This window comes from Nocardia sp. CDC160 (assembly GCF_035818795.1).
Lineage (GTDB): Bacteria > Actinomycetota > Actinomycetes > Mycobacteriales > Mycobacteriaceae > Nocardia.
The window spans coordinates 907753-925202 of record NZ_JAYKYT010000002.1 but is presented as its reverse complement, the minus strand read 5'-3'; the positions used below and the strand labels follow the sequence as shown (position 1 = coordinate 925202).

Annotated in this window: 15 protein-coding genes; 9 read left to right on the top strand and 6 right to left on the bottom strand. The window is 68.6% G+C overall.

Going from position 1 to position 17450, the window contains the following annotated elements:
* Nucleotides 1-6: 6 nt before the first annotated feature.
* Nucleotides 7-1905, bottom strand: a complete 1899-nt coding sequence (locus tag VMT40_RS11775) for a glycoside hydrolase family 15 protein (protein ID WP_326358589.1) — start codon at nt 1903-1905, stop codon at nt 7-9.
* Between the two features lie 236 nt (nt 1906-2141).
* Between VMT40_RS11775 and VMT40_RS11770 the strand changes: the two genes are divergently transcribed.
* Together VMT40_RS11770 and VMT40_RS11765 are read left to right on the top strand one after the other, a co-directional pair.
* Nucleotides 2142-2381, top strand: coding sequence for a hypothetical protein (locus VMT40_RS11770; RefSeq protein WP_326358007.1), 240 nt, complete (start codon nt 2142-2144; stop codon nt 2379-2381).
* A 128-nt stretch (nt 2382-2509) separates the two neighbouring features.
* Nucleotides 2510-2767, top strand: coding sequence for a hypothetical protein (locus VMT40_RS11765; RefSeq protein ID WP_326358006.1), 258 nt, complete (start codon nt 2510-2512; stop codon nt 2765-2767).
* Here the strand turns inward: VMT40_RS11765 and VMT40_RS11760 are convergent.
* Nucleotides 2764-3807, bottom strand: a complete 1044-nt coding sequence (locus VMT40_RS11760; RefSeq protein ID WP_326358005.1) for a M48 family metallopeptidase — start codon at nt 3805-3807, stop codon at nt 2764-2766. The genes VMT40_RS11765 and VMT40_RS11760 overlap by 4 nt on opposite strands.
* A 169-nt stretch (nt 3808-3976) precedes the next feature.
* Between VMT40_RS11760 and VMT40_RS11755 the strand changes: the two genes are divergently transcribed.
* The 6 genes from VMT40_RS11755 to VMT40_RS11730 all read left to right on the top strand — a co-directional run bounded on the left by VMT40_RS11755 (nt 3977) and on the right by VMT40_RS11730 (nt 9761).
* Nucleotides 3977-4066, top strand: a complete 90-nt coding sequence (locus VMT40_RS11755; RefSeq protein ID WP_310736047.1) for an Ms4533A family Cys-rich leader peptide — start codon at nt 3977-3979, stop codon at nt 4064-4066.
* A gap of 194 nt (nt 4067-4260) precedes the next feature.
* On the top strand, nt 4261-5298 hold the full coding sequence (locus tag VMT40_RS11750) for a sulfate ABC transporter substrate-binding protein (protein ID WP_326358004.1): 1038 nt from the start codon (nt 4261-4263) through the stop codon (nt 5296-5298).
* 137 nt (nt 5299-5435) lie between these two features.
* Entirely contained in the window at nt 5436-6233 is a 798-nt protein-coding gene (cysT, locus tag VMT40_RS11745; protein ID WP_326358588.1) for a sulfate ABC transporter permease subunit CysT, read from the top strand.
* Complete coding sequence (cysW, locus tag VMT40_RS11740; RefSeq protein WP_326358003.1) at nt 6234-7043, top strand: sulfate ABC transporter permease subunit CysW; 810 nt, start codon at nt 6234-6236, stop codon at nt 7041-7043. It abuts the gene before it with no gap.
* The gene (locus tag VMT40_RS11735) at nt 7040-8035 is read left to right on the top strand and encodes a sulfate/molybdate ABC transporter ATP-binding protein (protein WP_326358002.1); all 996 of its coding nucleotides are present in this window, start codon (nt 7040-7042) and stop codon (nt 8033-8035) included. The genes cysW and VMT40_RS11735 overlap by 4 nt, the downstream gene beginning before the upstream one ends.
* A 148-nt stretch (nt 8036-8183) precedes the next feature.
* On the top strand, nt 8184-9761 hold the full coding sequence (locus tag VMT40_RS11730) for a flavin-containing monooxygenase (protein WP_326358001.1): 1578 nt from the start codon (nt 8184-8186) through the stop codon (nt 9759-9761).
* 1 nt (nt 9762) lies between these two features.
* Here the strand turns inward: VMT40_RS11730 and VMT40_RS11725 are convergent, their stop codons facing one another.
* The 3 genes from VMT40_RS11725 to VMT40_RS11715 all read right to left on the bottom strand — a co-directional run bounded on the left by VMT40_RS11725 (nt 9763) and on the right by VMT40_RS11715 (nt 14804).
* Complete coding sequence (locus VMT40_RS11725) at nt 9763-12939, bottom strand: acetyl-CoA carboxylase family protein (RefSeq protein ID WP_326358000.1); 3177 nt, start codon at nt 12937-12939, stop codon at nt 9763-9765.
* Nucleotides 12940-13019: 80 nt separating this feature from the next.
* Nucleotides 13020-13433, bottom strand: a complete 414-nt coding sequence (locus VMT40_RS11720; RefSeq protein WP_326357999.1) for a nuclear transport factor 2 family protein — start codon at nt 13431-13433, stop codon at nt 13020-13022.
* Between the two features lie 12 nt (nt 13434-13445).
* Nucleotides 13446-14804: a uracil-xanthine permease family protein gene (locus tag VMT40_RS11715; protein WP_326357998.1), complete on the bottom strand. Its 1359-nt coding sequence runs from the start codon at nt 14802-14804 to the stop codon at nt 13446-13448.
* Between the two features lie 128 nt (nt 14805-14932).
* Between VMT40_RS11715 and pucL the strand changes: the two genes are divergently transcribed.
* The gene (gene pucL / locus VMT40_RS11710; protein WP_326357997.1) at nt 14933-15853 is read left to right on the top strand and encodes a factor-independent urate hydroxylase; all 921 of its coding nucleotides are present in this window, start codon (nt 14933-14935) and stop codon (nt 15851-15853) included.
* On the opposite strand, the gene VMT40_RS11705 is transcribed toward pucL, so the two are convergent.
* Nucleotides 15835-17355 (bottom strand): PucR family transcriptional regulator, encoded by a 1521-nt coding sequence (locus VMT40_RS11705; protein ID WP_326357996.1) that lies wholly within the window; start codon nt 17353-17355, stop codon nt 15835-15837. The genes pucL and VMT40_RS11705 overlap by 19 nt on opposite strands.
* Nucleotides 17356-17450 lie beyond the last annotated feature (95 nt).

Sequence of the window (17450 nt, the reverse complement as noted above, 5' to 3'; positions counted from 1 at the left end):
CTCTTTTCAGCGTCCCGGGTGGGCCGGGTTGAAGGTGCTCGCGGTGCGGGAGTCCTCGGCCCGGATGACGTGCATGACGGCATTGATCAACGCCAGGTGGGTGAACGCCTGGGGGAAGTTGCCCAGGTGCCGCCCGGTGCGCGAATCGATCTCCTCCGCGTACAGCTTGAGCGGGCTGGCGTAGCCGAGCAGCCGCTCGCACAGCTGCCGGGCGCGTTGCACCTCACCGATTTCCACCAGCGCCGACACCAGCCAGAACGAGCAGATGGTGAACGACCCCTCCTCGCCGGAGAGTCCGTCGTCGGTGGTGTCCGTGCGGTAGCGCAGCACCAGGCCGTTCTCGGTGAGGTCGTCGGCGATGGCCAGCACGGTGGCCCGCACCCGGTGGTCGGTGGGCGGCAGGAAGCGGGTCAGCACCACCAGCAGCAGTGACGCGTCCAGGGTGTCGCTGCCGTAGCTCTGGGTGAACACGCCCGCGGCGTTGACGCCATTGTCGAGGATGTCGGCGCGGATCTCGTCGGCGATGTCGTGCCACTTCTTGGCGTAGTCGAATTCCCCGTGCAGCTCAGCGAGTTTCGCGCCGCGGTCCAATGCCACCCAGCACATGACCTTGGAGGAGGTGAAGTGTTGCGGCTCGCCGCGCACCTCCCAGATGCCGCGATCGGGCTTGCGCCAATTCTCGATCGCCGCCTGCACCTGCCGTTCCAGCATGGGCCACAGGGTTTCCGGCACCTGCTGCCGCGATTTCACGTGCAGGTACACCGAATCCAGGATGGTGCCCCAGATATCGTGCTGGTCCTGGTTGTAGGCCCCGTTGCCGATGCGCACCGGCCGCGCGCCGTCGTAGCCGGACAGATGCGGCAGCTCGGATTCGGTGATCTCACGTTCCCCGCCGATACCGTAGAGCACCTGCAGTGGAACGGCTTTCCCGTCACCGTCGGTGGCCACGTCGTGCAGGAAGGCGAAGAAGTCGTCGGCCTCGCGATCCAGTCCGAGCGTGTAGAGGCCCCACAGCGCGAAGGTGGAGTCGCGCACCCAGGTGTAGCGGTAGTCCCAATTGCGTTCCCCGCCCGGGGTTTCCGGCAGCGAGGTGGTCGCGGCGGCCAGCAGTGCGCCCGTCGGCGCGTAGGTCAGACCCTTCAGGGTCAGTGCGCTGCGTTGCAGGAACCCCCGCCACGGATGATCCGGGAAGCGGCCCTGGGTGATCCACTGCCGCCAGTATTCGGTGGTCTGCCACATCTTGTCGGCCGCTTCGGCGAAGGTGCGCGGCGGCGGCAGATCCGACCAGGACAGCGCCACGAAGACCTGATCGCCCTCCTTCATGCGAGTGCGGGCCCGCGCCTCCCGGCCCTCCAGCCCGAGCCGCAGGTCGGTGGTGAGGGTCAGCGTGGGGCAGCCCTCGATATCGCAGGTGGCGCTGGCCCGTTCGTAGACGTCACCGCTGTAGTGCCAATTGGCCGGTCCGCGGTGGTAGTCGAAGGCGGGTTCGCAGCTCATCTCCAGCTCGACCACGCCGTTCACGCACTTCACCGTGCGCAGCAGCATGTGCTCGGCATCCCAGTCCATGGGGGTGCGCTTGTGGGTGCGGCTGCGGGCGCGATTGTTGTGCCACGGGCCCAGCACCAGCGCGTCGCGCACGATGAGCCAGCCGGTCTCGGTCTGCCAGGTGGTCTCCACGATCAGCCCGCCCGGCAGGTACCGGCGGGCGGCGGGCACATTGCGGCCGTAGGGGCCGAGGCGGAAGTGCCCGGCGCTGCGGTCGAGCATGGCCCCGAAGATGCTGGGGGAGTCCGGCCGCGGCACGCACATCCACTCCACCGAGCCATTGCGGGCGATGAGGCAGTTGGTCTCGCAGTCGGACAGGAAGGCGTAGTCGTCGATGGGGGGAAACACCGAATGATGCATACCACCGGTGGCCGACGGCAGATAGTTGTCCGAGAGCGAGGGATCGGTGCGATCGATACCCTCGCGCGGGGCGTCTACCGGGGACGGATCGTCATAATCCGTGCTGGGATCGACCCCGAGTTCGCTGCCGAGCGGGCGCTCGGCAGATTCCGGTTCGTCGTACGAATCCATACGAACATGATCTGCCGTACCGGCCCGAATCGTCCACTACCGGTCCGTCGGCGTAGGTTGGGTTCGTGCATGCGATTGCTAATTGGTGGGACAGCGTCGAACTGTGGGTAGCGGGCCTGCCCTTCATTCCCCAGTTCGCCGTGGTGCTGGCCGCCATGGTGCCGGTCTGCCTGGCCATCGCCTACGTGCTGGATCGGACGCTGCGGGTGGTGCTGCGCGCGCTGGGCCGCGATCGGATCGCCGCCCGCGAGGCCACCGTGCCCGCCGCCGCGCAGCCGCGTCGCATCCGGAAGGAAGCCGCCTGAGATGCCGCGTTCTCGTGTCCAGCTTGCCCTGATCGCACTTCTTGTTCTCGTAGTCGTCGCCTGGTTGTTCACTCGCTGAATCGGTTTCGGTACCGCCGCGGCGAATTCTCCGCGTACTGTGCAGACCCATGTCAACAACCGATGAAGGCCTGGAAGTGGAGACCCTGTTGTCCGAAGAGGACTTCGACGACGAGCCCCGTCTGATCGCCACCCACTACTGCGGCCCGGAAGAGGCCATCGAGATGGTGAAGGCCGCTCAGCTGCTCGGCCTGGGCGTCAAGCTCAGCAACCGCATCCGCCCCGACGAGGAAGATGCCGAGAGCGCCACCGAAGAGTGGCTCCTCGACATCTTCGAAACCCCGCCGGTCATCGACGCCGAGGACTAATCGTCCGATCCTCGGATTCGCTTGCCGAGCTTCGAGAGTGTTTCGCTGACTTCCTGACCCACCGTGCCGACCGTCTCGCCGAAATCGCGGCCCAGGTTGCGCACGGTGCGGATCAGGGGGTCCTCGGACTGCTCGAAATTCTCCCGGTACGCCCGCGCCGCGTGTTTGATCTCCTCGCTGAGGCGGGCTTCCTTGTCCTGCTCCCGGCGCGGGTACTGGCCGTCGAGCATGCGGTCGTAGTCGCCGCTGGCGATCCAGCGCCGCAGTTCCGCGGCCCGCAGCACCGAGAACGGGTGGGTCTGCAGCTCCAGGTTGAGCAACTTGAGGACGCCGTCGCGCAGGTCGCCCGCGCGGTCGTAGGCGTCGGCCTGCTCGAGGAAGGCGGCATGGCTCATCTGGTCCACCCGCGACCCGCCCGCCAGCTTCATGTGCACCCGGACCGAGGCCTCGACGTCCTGTCCGACGAGCAGTCCCGCGCGGTCGCCGGAGAGTTCGGACTTGCGGCTCCACTCCATCAGCGCCGCCACGATGGCGCGTAATGCCCAGCCGCCCACCGGCATCCAGCCGATATTGGCCGCCAGCCGCATCAGGTGCATGAGCATGGTCCGGTACACCGCGTGCCCGGACAGCGCGTGCCCGAGTTCGTGACCGACCACGAACCGCAGCTCCTCGGGATCAAGCAGATCCAGCAGCCCGGTGGTGAGCACGATGAAGGGCCGGTCCATGCCGATGGTGAAGGAATTGGCGCTCGGGTGCTGCAGCACGAACATCTCCGGCGAGCGCGGCGCGTCCAGGATCTTGACCGCGTCCTCGCGCAGCTGATGAATGTTCTTGAACTGCCGCTCGTCGACCCGGACCGCGGTCGCCAGATACATGAGCCGGTGCTGCCGCTCCTGCAGCAGTCCCGACAGCGTGCGCAGCAGGGTGTCGAATCCGCTCAGTTGTCGCAGCCCGACCAGCGCGGTGCGGTCGGCCGGATGCTCCCAGGCGCGGGTGGAGATGCCGGGGAACTCCCGGCGGATGCGAGCGGGTGTGGTCATGGATTTCCCCCGTAGGTTTCGGTGCGGCGGCGCGGCGGCGGGCCGCTCGCTACAGTCTGCCGGGTTCTCGCGCGGGCGTCTCGCAGGTTCTCGCGAGGCTTGTGCTCGAGGTGATTCCAACCTCGGCCGGGATTCGCCGCCTGACGTGCCGCTCTGCTAAAGTCGCCGCGTGTCGTCGAGTGTTCTGCCCCGGGTCCGCCATGAATTGGCGTTGATCGCTGTGGGCTGCCTCGCGGTCGCCGACATCCACTGTCGTTGATGGCCGATCGGGCACTGCTGCACGTCTGAGTAGACTTGGCGCGCATTCTTTTCGCAGTTCGTGTTCGTCCCCCCGGCGGCCCTCGGGCCGAGCGCCACCGTCGCGGAGAACAGTCGCGGCGGGTCTACGACAGTCACGTCACTTCCGCCGGACGATGTCCCCCCTCCGGCGGATCGCTCGAAAGGTCCACGCCGATGTCCCGCAATATCCGCCTGTCTCGCCGATCTAGCTTCGCCGTCGCCCTGACCGCGGTCGCCGCCACCGTGCTCACCGCCTGCAGCGGTGGCGCCAGCGACACCAAGGACAGCGGCCCGGCGGCCTCCGGCGGCGGCAATATCAATCTCTACGCCTACTCGGTGGCGAAGGCCGCCTACGACAAGGTGATCCCGGTCTTCAACAACACCGACGCGGGCAAGGGCACCCAGTTCCAGGCGTCCTACGGCCCGTCGGGCGATCAGTCCCGCAAGGTGAAGGACGGCGCGGAGGCCGACGTCGTGAGCTTCTCCGTCGAGCCCGACATCACCCGCCTGGTGGACTCCGGTCAGATCGACCCGAGCTGGAACGCCGACGCCAACAAGGGCGTCCCGTTCGGTTCGGTGGTGGCCATCGCGGTCCGCAAGGGCAACCCGAAGGGCATCAAGACCTGGGACGACCTGCTCAAGCCGGGCGTCGAGGTGGTCACCCCCAACCCGTTCTCCTCGGGTTCGGCCAAGTGGAACCTGCTGGCCCCCTACGCCGCCAAGAGCGAGGGCGGCAAGAACCCGCAGGCCGGTCTGGACTACCTGACCCAGCTGCTGGGCCACGTGCACGTGCAGCCGAAGTCGGGCCGCGAGGCCACCGACGCCTTCCTGCAGGGCACCGGCGACGTGCTGATCAGCTACGAGAACGAGGCCATCTTCTCCGAGGCCAAGGGTGATCCCATCGAGCACTTCGTGCCCGACACCACCTTCCGCATCGACAACCCGGTCGCGGTGCTCAAGAACGCCAAGAACCTGAAGAACGCCACCGCTTTCCGCGACTTCCTCTACACCAAGGACGCCCAGCAGGCGTTCGCCCAGGCCGGGTTCCGCCCGGTCGACCCGCAGGTGCGCGCCGATCACGCCAAGGACTTCCCGACCCCGCAGAAGCTGTACACCATCGACGATCTGGGTGGCTGGAAGGCCGTGGACAAGGAGCTGTTCACCCCGAACACCGGTTCGGTGGCGCAGATCTACGACAAGGCCACCAAGTAGTCGGGTGACCTGCGACACAAGCGATACTCGAAACCGTGAGTGACAGCGAATCGAGCGCCGGGACCGATCTTGGTCCCGGCGCTTCGGTAGACGACAACCCGCCCTCCTCGGCGGGTCGAGGCCGCCTCGGGTCCTGGCTGCGGGTCAGCGGGTCGGTGGGTCCGCTCGGCATCGGCACCTCTGTGCTGTGGCTCAGCATCATCGTGCTGCTGCCGCTGGCCGCGCTGACCGCCAAGTCCTTCGAGAACGGCTGGTCCGGCTTCTGGGACGCGATCACCGCGCCCGGCGCGCTGGACGCGCTGAAGGTGACCGTCCTGGTGTCGATCGTCGTGACGGTGATCAACGTGGTGATGGGCACCCTCATCGCCTGGGTGCTGGTGCGAGACGAGTTCCCGGGCAAGGGTTTCGTGAACGGGCTCATCGACCTGCCCTTCGCCCTGCCCACCATCGTGGCCAGCATCGTGCTGTTGGCGCTGTACGGTCCGCAGTCGCCGTTCGACATTCACCTCAATGCCACCCAGCCCGGTCTGGTGGTGGCGCTGGCGTTCGTGACGCTGCCGTTCGTGGTGCGCTCGGTGCAGCCGGTGCTCATCGAGGCCGACAAGGATGTGGAGCAGGCCGCCGCGTCGCTGGGCGCGGACAACTGGACCACGTTCCGGACCATCATCCTGCCGACGCTGGCCCCCGCCATTGTGAGCGGTTCGGGTCTGGCGTTCGCGCGCGCCATCGGCGAGTACGGGTCGGTGGTGCTGATCGGCGGTGGCATCCCGAAGAAGACGCAGATGGCCTCGCAGTACATCCAGCAGCAGATCGAGGTGGACCGGCCGGTGAACGCGGCCGCGGTTTCCGTGGCGCTGCTGGCGATTTCGCTGGTCACCCTGTTCGTGCTGCGCGTTGCCTCCGACCGCCTGGCGCGCCGGGAGCGGGAGGCGTAGATGAAACTCGGTGTCTGGACCAGGATCTCGCTGCGCACGGTGGCGCTGGCGTACCTGTTCATCCTGTTGCTGGTGCCGCTGGGCATCATCCTGTGGCGCACCTTCGAACGCGGTCTCGGCGCGTTCTTCGATTCGATCTCCACGCCCGCGGCGATCTCGGCGTTCAATCTGACGCTGACCATCGTGGCCATCACGGTGCCGGTGAACGTGATCTTCGGTGTGATCATCGCGATCGCGCTGGTGCGCGGGAAGTTCCCGGGCCGCAATCTGCTGCAGGCCGTGGTGGATCTGCCCATGGCGACTTCGCCGGTGGTGGTAGGTGTTTCGCTGATCCTGCTGTGGGGCGCGAACGGCTGGTTCGGCGGCCTGGACCACCACGGTCTGAAGATCATCTTCAATCTGCCGGGCATGGTGATCGCCACCATCTTCGTGACGCTGCCGTTCGTGGTGCGCGAGGTCGAACCGGTGCTGCACGAGATCGGCGACGATCAGGAGCAGGCCGCGGCCACCCTGGGCGCGTCGGGCTGGCAGACGTTCTGGCGCATCACGCTTCCGGCGATCCGCTGGGGCCTGACCTACGGCATCGTGTTGACCGTGGCCCGCGCGCTGGGCGAATTCGGCGCGGTGATCATGGTGTCCACCGGTCTGCCCGGCAAGTCGCAGACGCTCACGCTGCTGGTGAACGGGCGATACGTCAACGATCACAACACCTTCGGCGCGTACTGCGCGGCGACCCTGCTCATGGGCATCGCCCTCGTTGTTCTTCTGCTCATGACCCTTCTAGAACGCAAGCGGGGCACTGCCAAATGATCACCGTGACCAATGCGAACAAGCGCTACGGCACCTTCGCCGCCCTGAACAACGTCAGCATCGACATCCCGTCGGGCGAGCTGACCGCGCTGCTGGGCCCGTCCGGTTCGGGCAAGTCGACGTTGCTGCGCTCGATCGCGGGACTCGAGACCCTCGACACCGGTGTGGTCACCATCGCGGGCAAGGACGTCACCAATGTGTCGCCGCAGAAACGCGATATCGGTTTCGTGTTCCAGCATTACGCCGCGTTCAAGCACATGACCGTGCGCGACAATGTGGCCTTCGGGCTCAAGATCCGCAAGCGGCCCAAGGGCGAGATCAAGAAGAAGGTCGACGACCTGCTCGAGATCGTCGGCCTGGACGGCTTCCAGCACCGGTATCCCGCGCAGCTCTCGGGCGGCCAGCGTCAGCGCATGGCCCTGGCCCGCGCGCTGGCCGTGGATCCGCAGGTGCTGCTGCTGGACGAGCCGTTCGGCGCGCTGGACGCGAAAGTCCGTGCGGACCTGCGCACTTGGCTGCGTCGGCTGCACGAGGAGGTGCACGTCACCACCGTGCTGGTCACCCACGACCAGGAGGAGGCCCTGGATGTGGCCGACCGCATCGCGGTCATGAACAAGGGCCGCATCGAGCAGGTCGGCAGCCCGGAGGACGTGTACGACCGGCCCGCCAATGAATTCGTCATGTCCTTCCTGGGCGCGGTGGCCAAGCTCAACGGACACCTGGTGCGCCCGCACGACATTCGCGTCGGCCGGGATCCGAGCATGGCGCTGGCCGCGCACGAGGGCACCGCGCAGTCCGCGGGCGTCACCCGGGCGACGGTGGAGCGGGTGGTGCACCTTGGCTTCGAGGTGCGGGTGGAACTGCGCAACGCGGCGACCGGTGATCTGTTCACCGCGCAGGTCACCCGGGGTGACGCCGAGGCCCTGCACCTGGCCGAGGGCGAGACCGTCTACGCCCGCGCCACCCGCATTCCGGAGCTGCCCGTCTCGTAAGTTCGTCCCGTTCAAGCGATTCGACCGGATATCACGACACGCCCATACCGACCGCGATTTGGCGAGTCGCCTCGAGCCGTGTACGCCGGGCCCCGCGCTGCCGTAGCGTGAGGCCGGGAACGTGCAGGTCCAGAGGGGATAATCGGACGTGACGAGTGCGGGCGGCAGGGACAATTTCACGGGCGGACGCGTCGGCGTCATCGGCGCGGGCATCGCGGGACTGGTGACCGCGAAGGTGCTGCGGGACGACGGTTTCGAGGTCGTCGTCTTCGACAAGGAGGACGCCCCGGGCGGTGTGTGGATCGAGGCGCGCACCTATCCGGGGTTGCGCACCAACAATTCCCGGGACACCTACGCCTACACCGACCATCCGTATCCGGAGTCGGCCGATGTGTTCCCGACCGCCGGACAGGTGCGCGAGTATCTCGCCTCGTACGTGGACCGGTTCGGATTGGCCCCGATGCTGCGGCTGTCCACCGAGGTGATTCGGGTGTCCGAGGTGACCGACGGCTTCGAGTTGAAGGTGTGCGGGCCGGACGGCGTCGAGGATCTGCGCTTCGATTTCGTGGTGGTGTGCGCGGGGGTGTTCTCCACACCGCAGGTTCCGGATATCGAGGGCGGCAACGAGTTCGGTGGCGTGCTGCTGCATTCCAGCCAGGCCATCGATCCGGGGCTGGTCGCGGGGCGTCGGGTGATCGTGGTCGGGGCCGGGAAGTCGGCGCTGGACTGCGCGGCGTGGGCGGGGGAGCACGCGCGGGAGACCACGCTGGTGTTCCGCAAGGCGCATCCCATGCTGCCGCGGTTCCTGCCGGGCGGGACGCCGTCGGATCGGACGATTCTGAATCGCTTCGCCGAGTCGTTCTTTCGGTATCACCGGCAGAGCCGGATCGAGCGGTTCCTCCACGGGCCGGGGAAGAAACTCACCGAAAGGTATTGGCGCGTGGTCTCGGCCGTCATGCGCCTGCTGCTGCGGTCGCCGAAGATCATGACGCCCGACGCGCCGCTGCCCGCCGGGATCGAGAACCTCGGTGTCGGCGACGAGTTCTTCCGCATGGCCCGGCGCGGGCGAATCGCCTTGCGGCGCGACAGTATTGCCGCGTTTCCCGGCGGCAGGACGGTCGAGCTCGTCGGTGGTCAGCGCCTCGAGGCCGACGTGGTGGTCTTCGCCACCGGCTGGCGGCAGGAACTGGAATTCCTCGCGCCGGACCTGGAGAAGACCGTTCGGGTCGAGGGCCGCTTTCGGCTGTACCGCCATATTCTGCCGCCGACCCTGCCTCGCCTCGGCTTCATCGGCTACGGGTCCTCCGACGCCTGCCAGCTCAGCGCGGAGGTCTCGGCGCACTGGCTGTCTCAGCATTTCCTCGGCGAGCTGGACCTGCCCACCGCCGACGACATGCACGGCGAGATAACGCGTGTCGGCCAATGGCTCAGTGAGGTCATGCCCGCCCGCCCGGAGGGCTACTACCTCGGTCCCTACCTGGCCCACCACATCGACGACCTCATGCGCGATATGGGTCTGCCCGTGCGCCGCACCGACAACTTCATCTCCGAATACTTCGACACCTTCCTCCCCGGCCGCTACGCCGACCTCACCGAGGAACGCCTGCAGGCCCGAGTGCGCGGCGCACGGCGTCGCCGCTACGTGAGCGCCGGGGGATCCCTCGGGGGAGTAGCGGCAATCACCCTGGCCTACGCGCTCTACCGCCGCCTGCGCGCATCGACGTGACTCACAGGGTGCGAATCCAGCGGCGCGTGTCGGCGGGGTCGATGACGTCGTCGAGTTCGAGAACCGTTGCGGCGGTGAGGGCTTTGCCCGCGTCGTAGGCGGCCTTGACGAGGGCGTCGAAGGCGGCTTGGCGTTGGAGGGGGTCTTCGAGGGCGGCCAGTTCCTTGGCGAAGCCCAGGCGGACCGCGCCTTCCAGGCCCATGCCGCCGATTTCGCCGGTGGGCCAGGCGATGACGAAGCGGGGTGCGCGGAAGGAGCCCGCGGCCATGGCCTGTGCGCCCAGGCCGTAGCCCTTGCGCAGGATGACGGTGCCGAAGGGGACGTCGAGGGCGGCGGAGTCGATGAACAGGCGGCTGAACTTGGTGACGGTCGCGTCCTTCTCGGCGTCCGGTCCGACCATGAAACCCGGTGTGTCGCAGAGGGATACGATGGGCAGGCTGTGCGCGCCGCACAGCTGGAGGAAGGCCGAGAGCTTGTCGGCGGCCGGTGCGTCGATCGCGCCGCCCAGATGGTGGCAGTCATTGGCGATGAGCCCGAACGGGCGGCCCTCCACGCGCACCAGCGCGGTGACGATGCCCACGCCCCAGTCGCGGCGCAGTTCCAGGAACGAGCCGAGATCCACGATGGACTCGATGGCGTCGCGAATCTCGAAGGCCCGCAGGCGATTCTCCGGAACGACATGGCGTGCCAGCCTCGGGTCGGGGGCCTCCCAATCATCCACGGCCCCTTGGAAGTACGACAGGTACCGTCGGGCGACCGACACGGCTTCGGCCTCGTCGGCGGCGACCACATGGATCACCCCGTTGCGCCGCTGCACGTCGACGGGCCCGATGTCCTCGGGCGCGTACACCCCGAGCCCGCCGCCCTCGATCATGGCCGGTCCGCCCATACCGATATTCGCATCGGGCGTGGCGATCACGACATCGCACATGCCCAGCAGTGCGGCGTTTCCGGCGAAGCAGCGGCCGGAGGCAATGCCGATCAGCGGCACCTTCCCCGCGAGCGCGCCCATGGCCCGGAAGGTGGTGACGTCGAGTCCGGAGATGCCGCCGTGGTCGGTGTCGCCGGGCCGTCCGCCGCCGCCCTCGGTGAAGAAAACCACCGGAAGTCGTTGTTCGCGAGCCAGTTCCAGCATGCGGTCGGTCTTGGCGTGATTGCGCATGCCCTGGGTGCCCGCCAGCACCGTGTAGTCGTAGGACATGACGAGGGCGCGCGAGCGGTCCGGGCCGAAGCGGTCGGCATTGATGGTGGCGACCCCGGCGATGAGACCGTCGGCGGGGGTGTTCGCGATCAGGTCCTCGAGACTGCGCCGACTGCGCTGCGCGGCCACGGCCAGGGCGCCGTATTCGACGAAGCTGTCGGCATCGACGAGATCGGTGATGTTCTCGCGCGCCGTGCGTCGCCCGAGCCGGTGCCGCTTGGCGACCGCGGACGCGCGCCGGGCGTCCAGGGTGGTCTCGTGGCGGTCCAGCACCTCGGCCAGGTCGGGACGGATCGAATCCAGGTCCACCACGGTCGATTCCGTCGCCGGACCGTCGTGGTCGGCCGCCGCCCAGGTCACCAGCACGGCATGCGGATCGACGACATCACCGGGCGTGACGGCGTGGCGCAGTACCCGCAGCGGTTCGGTCGCGCGCACCACGTGCTGCATCTTCATGGCTTCCAGCACCGCGACCTCCGCGCCCGCCGCGAGCACGCTGCCCGGCTCGGCGAGCGCGACGACCGTGGCACCCATCGGGGAGCGCAGGGCCTGTTCGCCTTCGGAGAGCTCGAGGGCGGTCGCGGTGGCCCGCTCGGTCGGCTCCGGCGCGGTCGGGTCCTCGAAAGACTCCGCCCGCGAACGCAATTCGTCGAGGTTCTGCTCGAACCACGCGGTGGTGACCGGTTCGCCGCCGCTCAGCTCGGCGAGCGCGGCGCGCAGCAGGTGCAGGTTGGTGTCCACGCCGCGGATCACCGTCTCGGCCAGCGCATCCGAACACCGTTGCAGCGCGGCACGATACGTCGGCGCGGCGGCAATGACCTTGGCGAGCAGCGAATCGAAGCCGACACCCTGCCGCATGCCCACCTGGGCGGCGGTGTCGACTCGCACGCCCGGGCCGGTCGGGGCGTCGAATCGGGCGATCACCCCGGTGCTCGGCAGCACCGAGCCGTCCGCCGCCAAGTGCTCCGCGTTCACCCGCGCCTGCACGGCGTAGCCGCGCGGCTCCTGTTTCGGCAGTTCCAGTTCGGCCAGTGTCGCGCCCCGCGCCAGCTCCAGTTGCAGCGCGACCAGATCCACGCCGGTCACCGCCTCGGTCACGGTGTGCTCGACCTGGAGTCGCGGATTCACTTCCAGGAACCAGACATCCGTGCCGTCCACCAGGAATTCCACGGTGATGACGCCGCGGCAGCCGACGGCCTCGGCGATCCGCACCGCCTCCCGCTGCACCCGATCCCGCACGCCCGCGGGCAGATTCGGGGCGGGCGCGATCTCGATCAGCTTCTGCCGCCGACGCTGCACACTGCAATCGCGATCACCGACCGCCACCGCCGCGAGCCCGTCGGCCACCACCTGCACCTCGATGTGGCGGGCCCGGGTCACGAGCGCCTCCGCGTAGAGGCTGTCGTCGCCGAATCCGGCCAGGGCCTCGGCCCGGCAGCGTTCGACGACCTCGGCCACCTGGGCGGCGTCGAGAACCGTGCGCATGCCGCGGCCGCCGCCACCCGCCGCGGCCTTGACCATCACCCCGTTCGGGTGATCGGCGAGGAAGGCCGCGACCGCGTCGGCGGAGATGCCGGATGCGGTGGCGGGCAGGACCGTCGCCCCGGCCCGTTCGGCCGCCTCGCGCGCGGCGACCTTGTCCCCGAACACCCGCAGCGCCTCCGGGGACGGCCCGACGAAGGTCAGTCCCGCCGCCGCGCAGGCCGTCGCGAATTCGGCGCTCTCACTGAGGAACCCGTAGCCCGGGTGCACGAGCGCCCCCGGCCCGCAGGCCGCGGCGGCCGCGACCACCGCCGGGATGTCGAGATAGCCTGCCGCGCCGCTGCCGGGCGTCACGTACGCCTCGTCCGCGAGCCGCACGGCCAGGCTCCCGTAGTCCTCCGCGGTGTGCACCACCGCGGTCCGGTATCCGAGCTCCCGCGCCGTCCGGATCACCCGGACCGCGACCTCACCACGATTCGCCACCACTACTCGCACGCCGCCAGGCTATGACACCGATCACGCGAGGCGTAAGGCACCGATCACCTGCGGCGTAAGGAACGAATCATTCGCAGAGGTCAGAACTTGGTGAGGTAGCAGTCGTAGTTGCGCTGCGCGCGGATCAGACCGTCGCGAATGGTGAGGAAGGTGGCGATCTCGGCCCGCAGCTCCGCGCCCGCCGCGAGCGCGCCCAGCGGGATCGCGAGCACCCCGGTCCAGGTCACTTCGAGGGCCACCTCGTCACCGGTGGCGACGGCATTGTGAATATCGAAGCGTTGCTCGCGGATGACCCGCTGCCCGCGTTCGGCCGCGTCGAGGATCTCGGGCAGACTCCGGGTCGCCCCGTTGGGCAGCAGGGCATTCGGCAGTTCCCGGTGGACGGCGTCGGGATGGAAGAAGCGGGCGAGGTCGTCGCCGGTGGCTCCGGCCGCGACGGCCTCGTGGTACCGCACCGCCAGTTCGATGTTCGGGTGTACGGGCAGTTCGGCCATGGGCCGATTCTTTCATGGCTGCACCGGCGCGGGTGTCGCTGTCGGTGCGGGAGTGCTTGTGCCCCGGGCGATATCGCCGAGCCGGGTGTGGTTGAAGATCAGGTTCAAGGTGAATGCCGTGACGGCCGCGAGGCTGATGCCGCTGTTGAGCAGGATCTGCGCCTGCGACGGGAACTTCTCGAACATGCCCTTGGTCAGCACCGGCAGCAGGCCGACGCCGATCGAGACGGCGATCATGGCGAGGTTCACCCGATCCGAGAGGTCGGCCTTGCGCAGGGTGTCCACGCCGATGACCGCGATGGTGGCGAACAGCACCAGGCCGACGCCGCCGATCACGGGCTGGGGGACCGCGGCGACCAGTGCCCCGAAACGCGGAATCAGGCCCAGCACCACCAGGATCGCGCCGCTAACCGCCGTCACGTAGCGGCTGTAGACGCGGGTGTTGGCGAGCGCGCCGACATTCTGGTTGAAGATGGTGTCCACGAACGAGTTCAGGACACCGGCCAGCACCGCGGAGAGCCCGTCACCGACGAGGCCGCGCGCCAGATCGGCTCGGGTCAGCGGCTTTCCGGTGATCTCGCCGATGGCCAGCATGCTGGCGGTGGATTCGGCGAAGATGACGGCCATGGCGATGGTCATGGCCACCACGGCGGTGACCGGGAAATGCGGTGCGCCGAAATGGAAGGGGTGGGGTGCGCCGAGCCAGGCCGCCTTCGACACCCCGTCGAGGCTGACCAGACCCATGGGGATGGCGATGAGGATGCCCACGATGAGTGCGATCAGCACGCCCAGTTGCGACCAGATTCCGCGCCCGAGCACCGTGCACACCAGCGCGACGACCAGCACGGCCGCGGCCAGCGCGATCCGCGAGGGCGCGGCGAAGCTGGCGGCCTTGGGGTCGCTGCCGACGACCAGGCCGCCCGCCACCCCGATCAGCGAGATGCCGACCACGGTCAGCACGGTTCCGCTCACCAGCGGCGGGAAGAACCGCACCAGCGCGGCGAACGGCCACGCCAGCGCGATGCCGAGCACGCCGCCCAACAGCAGGGAGCCGTACATCGCCTGAATCCCATAGTCCTTGGTGATCAGGATCATCGGGCTCATGGCCACGAAGGTCGCACCGGTGATGATCGGCAGCCGCGCGCCCGCGAACCGCCCCAACCCGAGGCTCTGCACCATGGTGATAATGCCCGCCACCAGCAGGTCGGCGCTGATGAGCAGGGCGACGGTGGTCTTGTCGAGCCCCGCGGCCGCGCCGAATACCAAAGGCACCGTGACACATCCGGTGTACATGATCAGCACGTGCTGGATGCCGAACACCAGCAGCCGATGCCAGGGCAGCCGGGTGTCGACGGGATGAAGCGAGGTCATGGGGTCACCCTAGACAGCCGCCGTGGCGCGCGGTTTTGTCACTTCGCCCAAAGGCCGCCGGGACTCCGCCCGGCGTTTTGTCTCCGGAACCAGCCTGCGCCACCGGGTTCGTGCGCGAGAGTGTGCGCATGACCGAATCCACCGGCCGAATCGTCCTCGGCCCGCACCAGTACGGGAAGGCCGAGAACCGGGTGGTGCGCATCTACCGCGACACACCCCGGCACGAGATCAGAGACCTGAACGTCTCCTCATGCCTGCGTGGCGCATTCGACGAGGCGCACACGACCGGCGATCAGGGCGCGGTGCTGCCGACGGATTCGCAGAAGCAGACCATCTACACCTACGCCAAGAGTCACGGCGGCGGGAGCATCGAGGAGTACGGGCTGGCCCTGGCCCGGCATTTCGTGGACGATATCGCGCCGGTGGATTCGGCCCGTATCGAGATCGAAGAGTATGCGTGGCAACGGGTTTCGGTGGCGGGGGTCGAGCACGACCACACCTGGACCCGGATCGGGCCGGAGGTGCGGATCGCGGCGATCACGGTCGCCGGTTCCGACGCGGACCGCCGCGAATGGGTGATCGGCGGGGTCAAGGATCTGGTAATCCTCAAGTCCACCGGTTCCGAATTCGCGGGTTTCCTGACCGACCCGTTCACGGTGCTCGAACCGGCCTACGACCGCATCCTGGCCACCAGCCTCATCGCCCGCTGGCGCTTCGCCACCCCGCCCGACGACTGGGACGCCGCCTATCACGGCATTCGCGCCGCCCTGGTCGAGACCTTCGCGACGCTGCACTCGAAAGCCTTGCAGCAGACCCTGTTCGACATGGGCAAGGCCGCGCTCGAGGCCTACCCCTGCCTGGCCGAGATCCGGCTCTCCGCACCCAACAAGCATCACTTCGCCTACGACACAGAGCGTTTCGGCGTCCCGAACAAGGGTGAGGTCTTCCACGCCGACGACCGCCCCTACGGCCTGATCCAGGCCAGCGTCCTGCGCGAGGGCGCGCCCGAAGCCGGAATCGCCTGGGACCCCTACACCGGTGCGGTCTGACCGAACAGCGTCCGCACCGCCAGATACAGGTCCAGTCGGTCATCGAGCCGACCGAGGTCGCGCCCGGTCAACTCCTCGACCCGCCCGATGCGATAGCGAACGGTATTGAGGTGCAGATGCATTCGATCCGCCGCCTGCCGCCACGAACCCTCGCACCCGAGAAACACCCCTAGCGTCTCCACCAGCCCCGCCCCGTGCCGCCGGTCGTACTCCAGCACGGGTCCGAGCACGCGTTCGGCGAAGCGCCGCTGCAATCCGCCGGGTACCGCGGTGAGCAGGCCGACCGCCGAATCGATATCGGCCACCCGCAGACTGACCGGGGCGAGGTCGTCCCGCGCCGCGGTCGAGGCGGCCGCGGCCGCGGCAATGGCCCCGGCCACGGTTTCCTCCGGCTGCCGCGCGCCGATCCCGATGGCCAGCCGAATCTCCCTGAGCGCGGGCGCGATTCGTCCGACCCGCTCTCGCACCAGGGCGGCCACCCCCTCCTGGGTCCCGCCCGTCACGCCGACGAGCCTGCCTTCCCGATCGATGGAGGTGACGAGTTCCGGCAGGGCGTCATGCAAGGCGGTGCGCACGGCCATCAGCCCGGTCGTCTCCGAAACCCGTTGTGCGGCATCGGGGTCCGAGTCGGCAATCCGCACATCCGGCTCGGCGGCGTGGATTTCACAGACCAGCGCGACCCCCGCCGCGCCGGGTTGCTCGGCGAACGGCACCGGGAAACGGTCGGCCAGTTCCCAATCCAGGTGCTGCCGGTCGGCGCGGCGTTGGCGGTACAGCTCCGCGACGGCGGCCAGATCCGTGCCGTAGGGGTCGAGGTCGGGGGCCGAGGGGCGAATCACCAGGTACCAGGCGGTGATTCGATCGCCCGCCCCGACCTGGATCACGCGCATCGCACCGGTGGTGACGGCCGGGAGCCGCGGGGCGGTCAGGGCGGTCGATACGATGGCGTCGATGTCCTCCCGCGCCAGGTCGTCAGTTCCGGCGATCACCGTGCCGGTGGAGGTCAGCAGCCACGCCGAAACCTGTTGTTCGGCCGCGAAATCCATGACCAGGGTCTCGATATCGGCCCCGGCGGCGACCGCGGCGAGCAGCTTGCGCTGCCGGTCGGCGCGGGACTGCACCCGCCGCCAGCGCACCTCGGCGGCCTGCTCGGCCAGGTACTCGATGATCCGGCTGAATGGCACGCTCTGCGGCGCGGACAGCAGCGGCAGCCCGTGGCGCTCGCAGGCGAGCACCACATCCTCGGGGACGTGCCCGTGCAGCGCCTGCCCGGCCACCACGCCCGCCACCCGGGCCCCGGCCAGCAGGCCGACATAGCGATCGGAGTCCCCGGCGTCCTTGCGCCACACCAGGCCGGTGCAGACCAGCGCGCCCGCGGTGACGAATGGTCGCGGGTCGGGCATGTCCGTCGCGCAAACCCGGGCGACCGGTCGGTCCAGTTCGCCCGCGTCCCCGTGCAGCAATCGCATGCGCAACTGCGGCGCCTCGAGTAGATCCCGCACCCGCACGGCGCACCTCCCGTGGTCGTCCGAATAGTCGGTCAGGCTAGATCCCGGGTATTTCCAGCCGGTTTCGTCCGTGCTGCGGCAGCCTCACA

Coding starts and splice junctions, on each gene's coding strand:
- VMT40_RS11720 (WP_326357999.1), bottom strand. CDS start 13,433: ATGGCCGAACTGCCCGTACACCCGAACATCGAACTGGCGGTGCGGTAC.
- VMT40_RS11715 (WP_326357998.1), bottom strand. CDS start 14,804: ATGACCTCGCTTCATCCCGTCGACACCCGGCTGCCCTGGCATCGGCTG.
- VMT40_RS11775 (WP_326358589.1), bottom strand. CDS start 1,905: ATGCATCATTCGGTGTTTCCCCCCATCGACGACTACGCCTTCCTGTCC.
- VMT40_RS11750 (WP_326358004.1), top strand. CDS start 4,261: ATGTCCCGCAATATCCGCCTGTCTCGCCGATCTAGCTTCGCCGTCGCC.
- pucL (WP_326357997.1), top strand. CDS start 14,933: ATGACCGAATCCACCGGCCGAATCGTCCTCGGCCCGCACCAGTACGGG.
- VMT40_RS11765 (WP_326358006.1), top strand. CDS start 2,510: ATGTCAACAACCGATGAAGGCCTGGAAGTGGAGACCCTGTTGTCCGAA.
- VMT40_RS11760 (WP_326358005.1), bottom strand. CDS start 3,807: ATGACCACACCCGCTCGCATCCGCCGGGAGTTCCCCGGCATCTCCACC.
- VMT40_RS11735 (WP_326358002.1), top strand. CDS start 7,040: ATGATCACCGTGACCAATGCGAACAAGCGCTACGGCACCTTCGCCGCC.
- cysW (WP_326358003.1), top strand. CDS start 6,234: ATGAAACTCGGTGTCTGGACCAGGATCTCGCTGCGCACGGTGGCGCTG.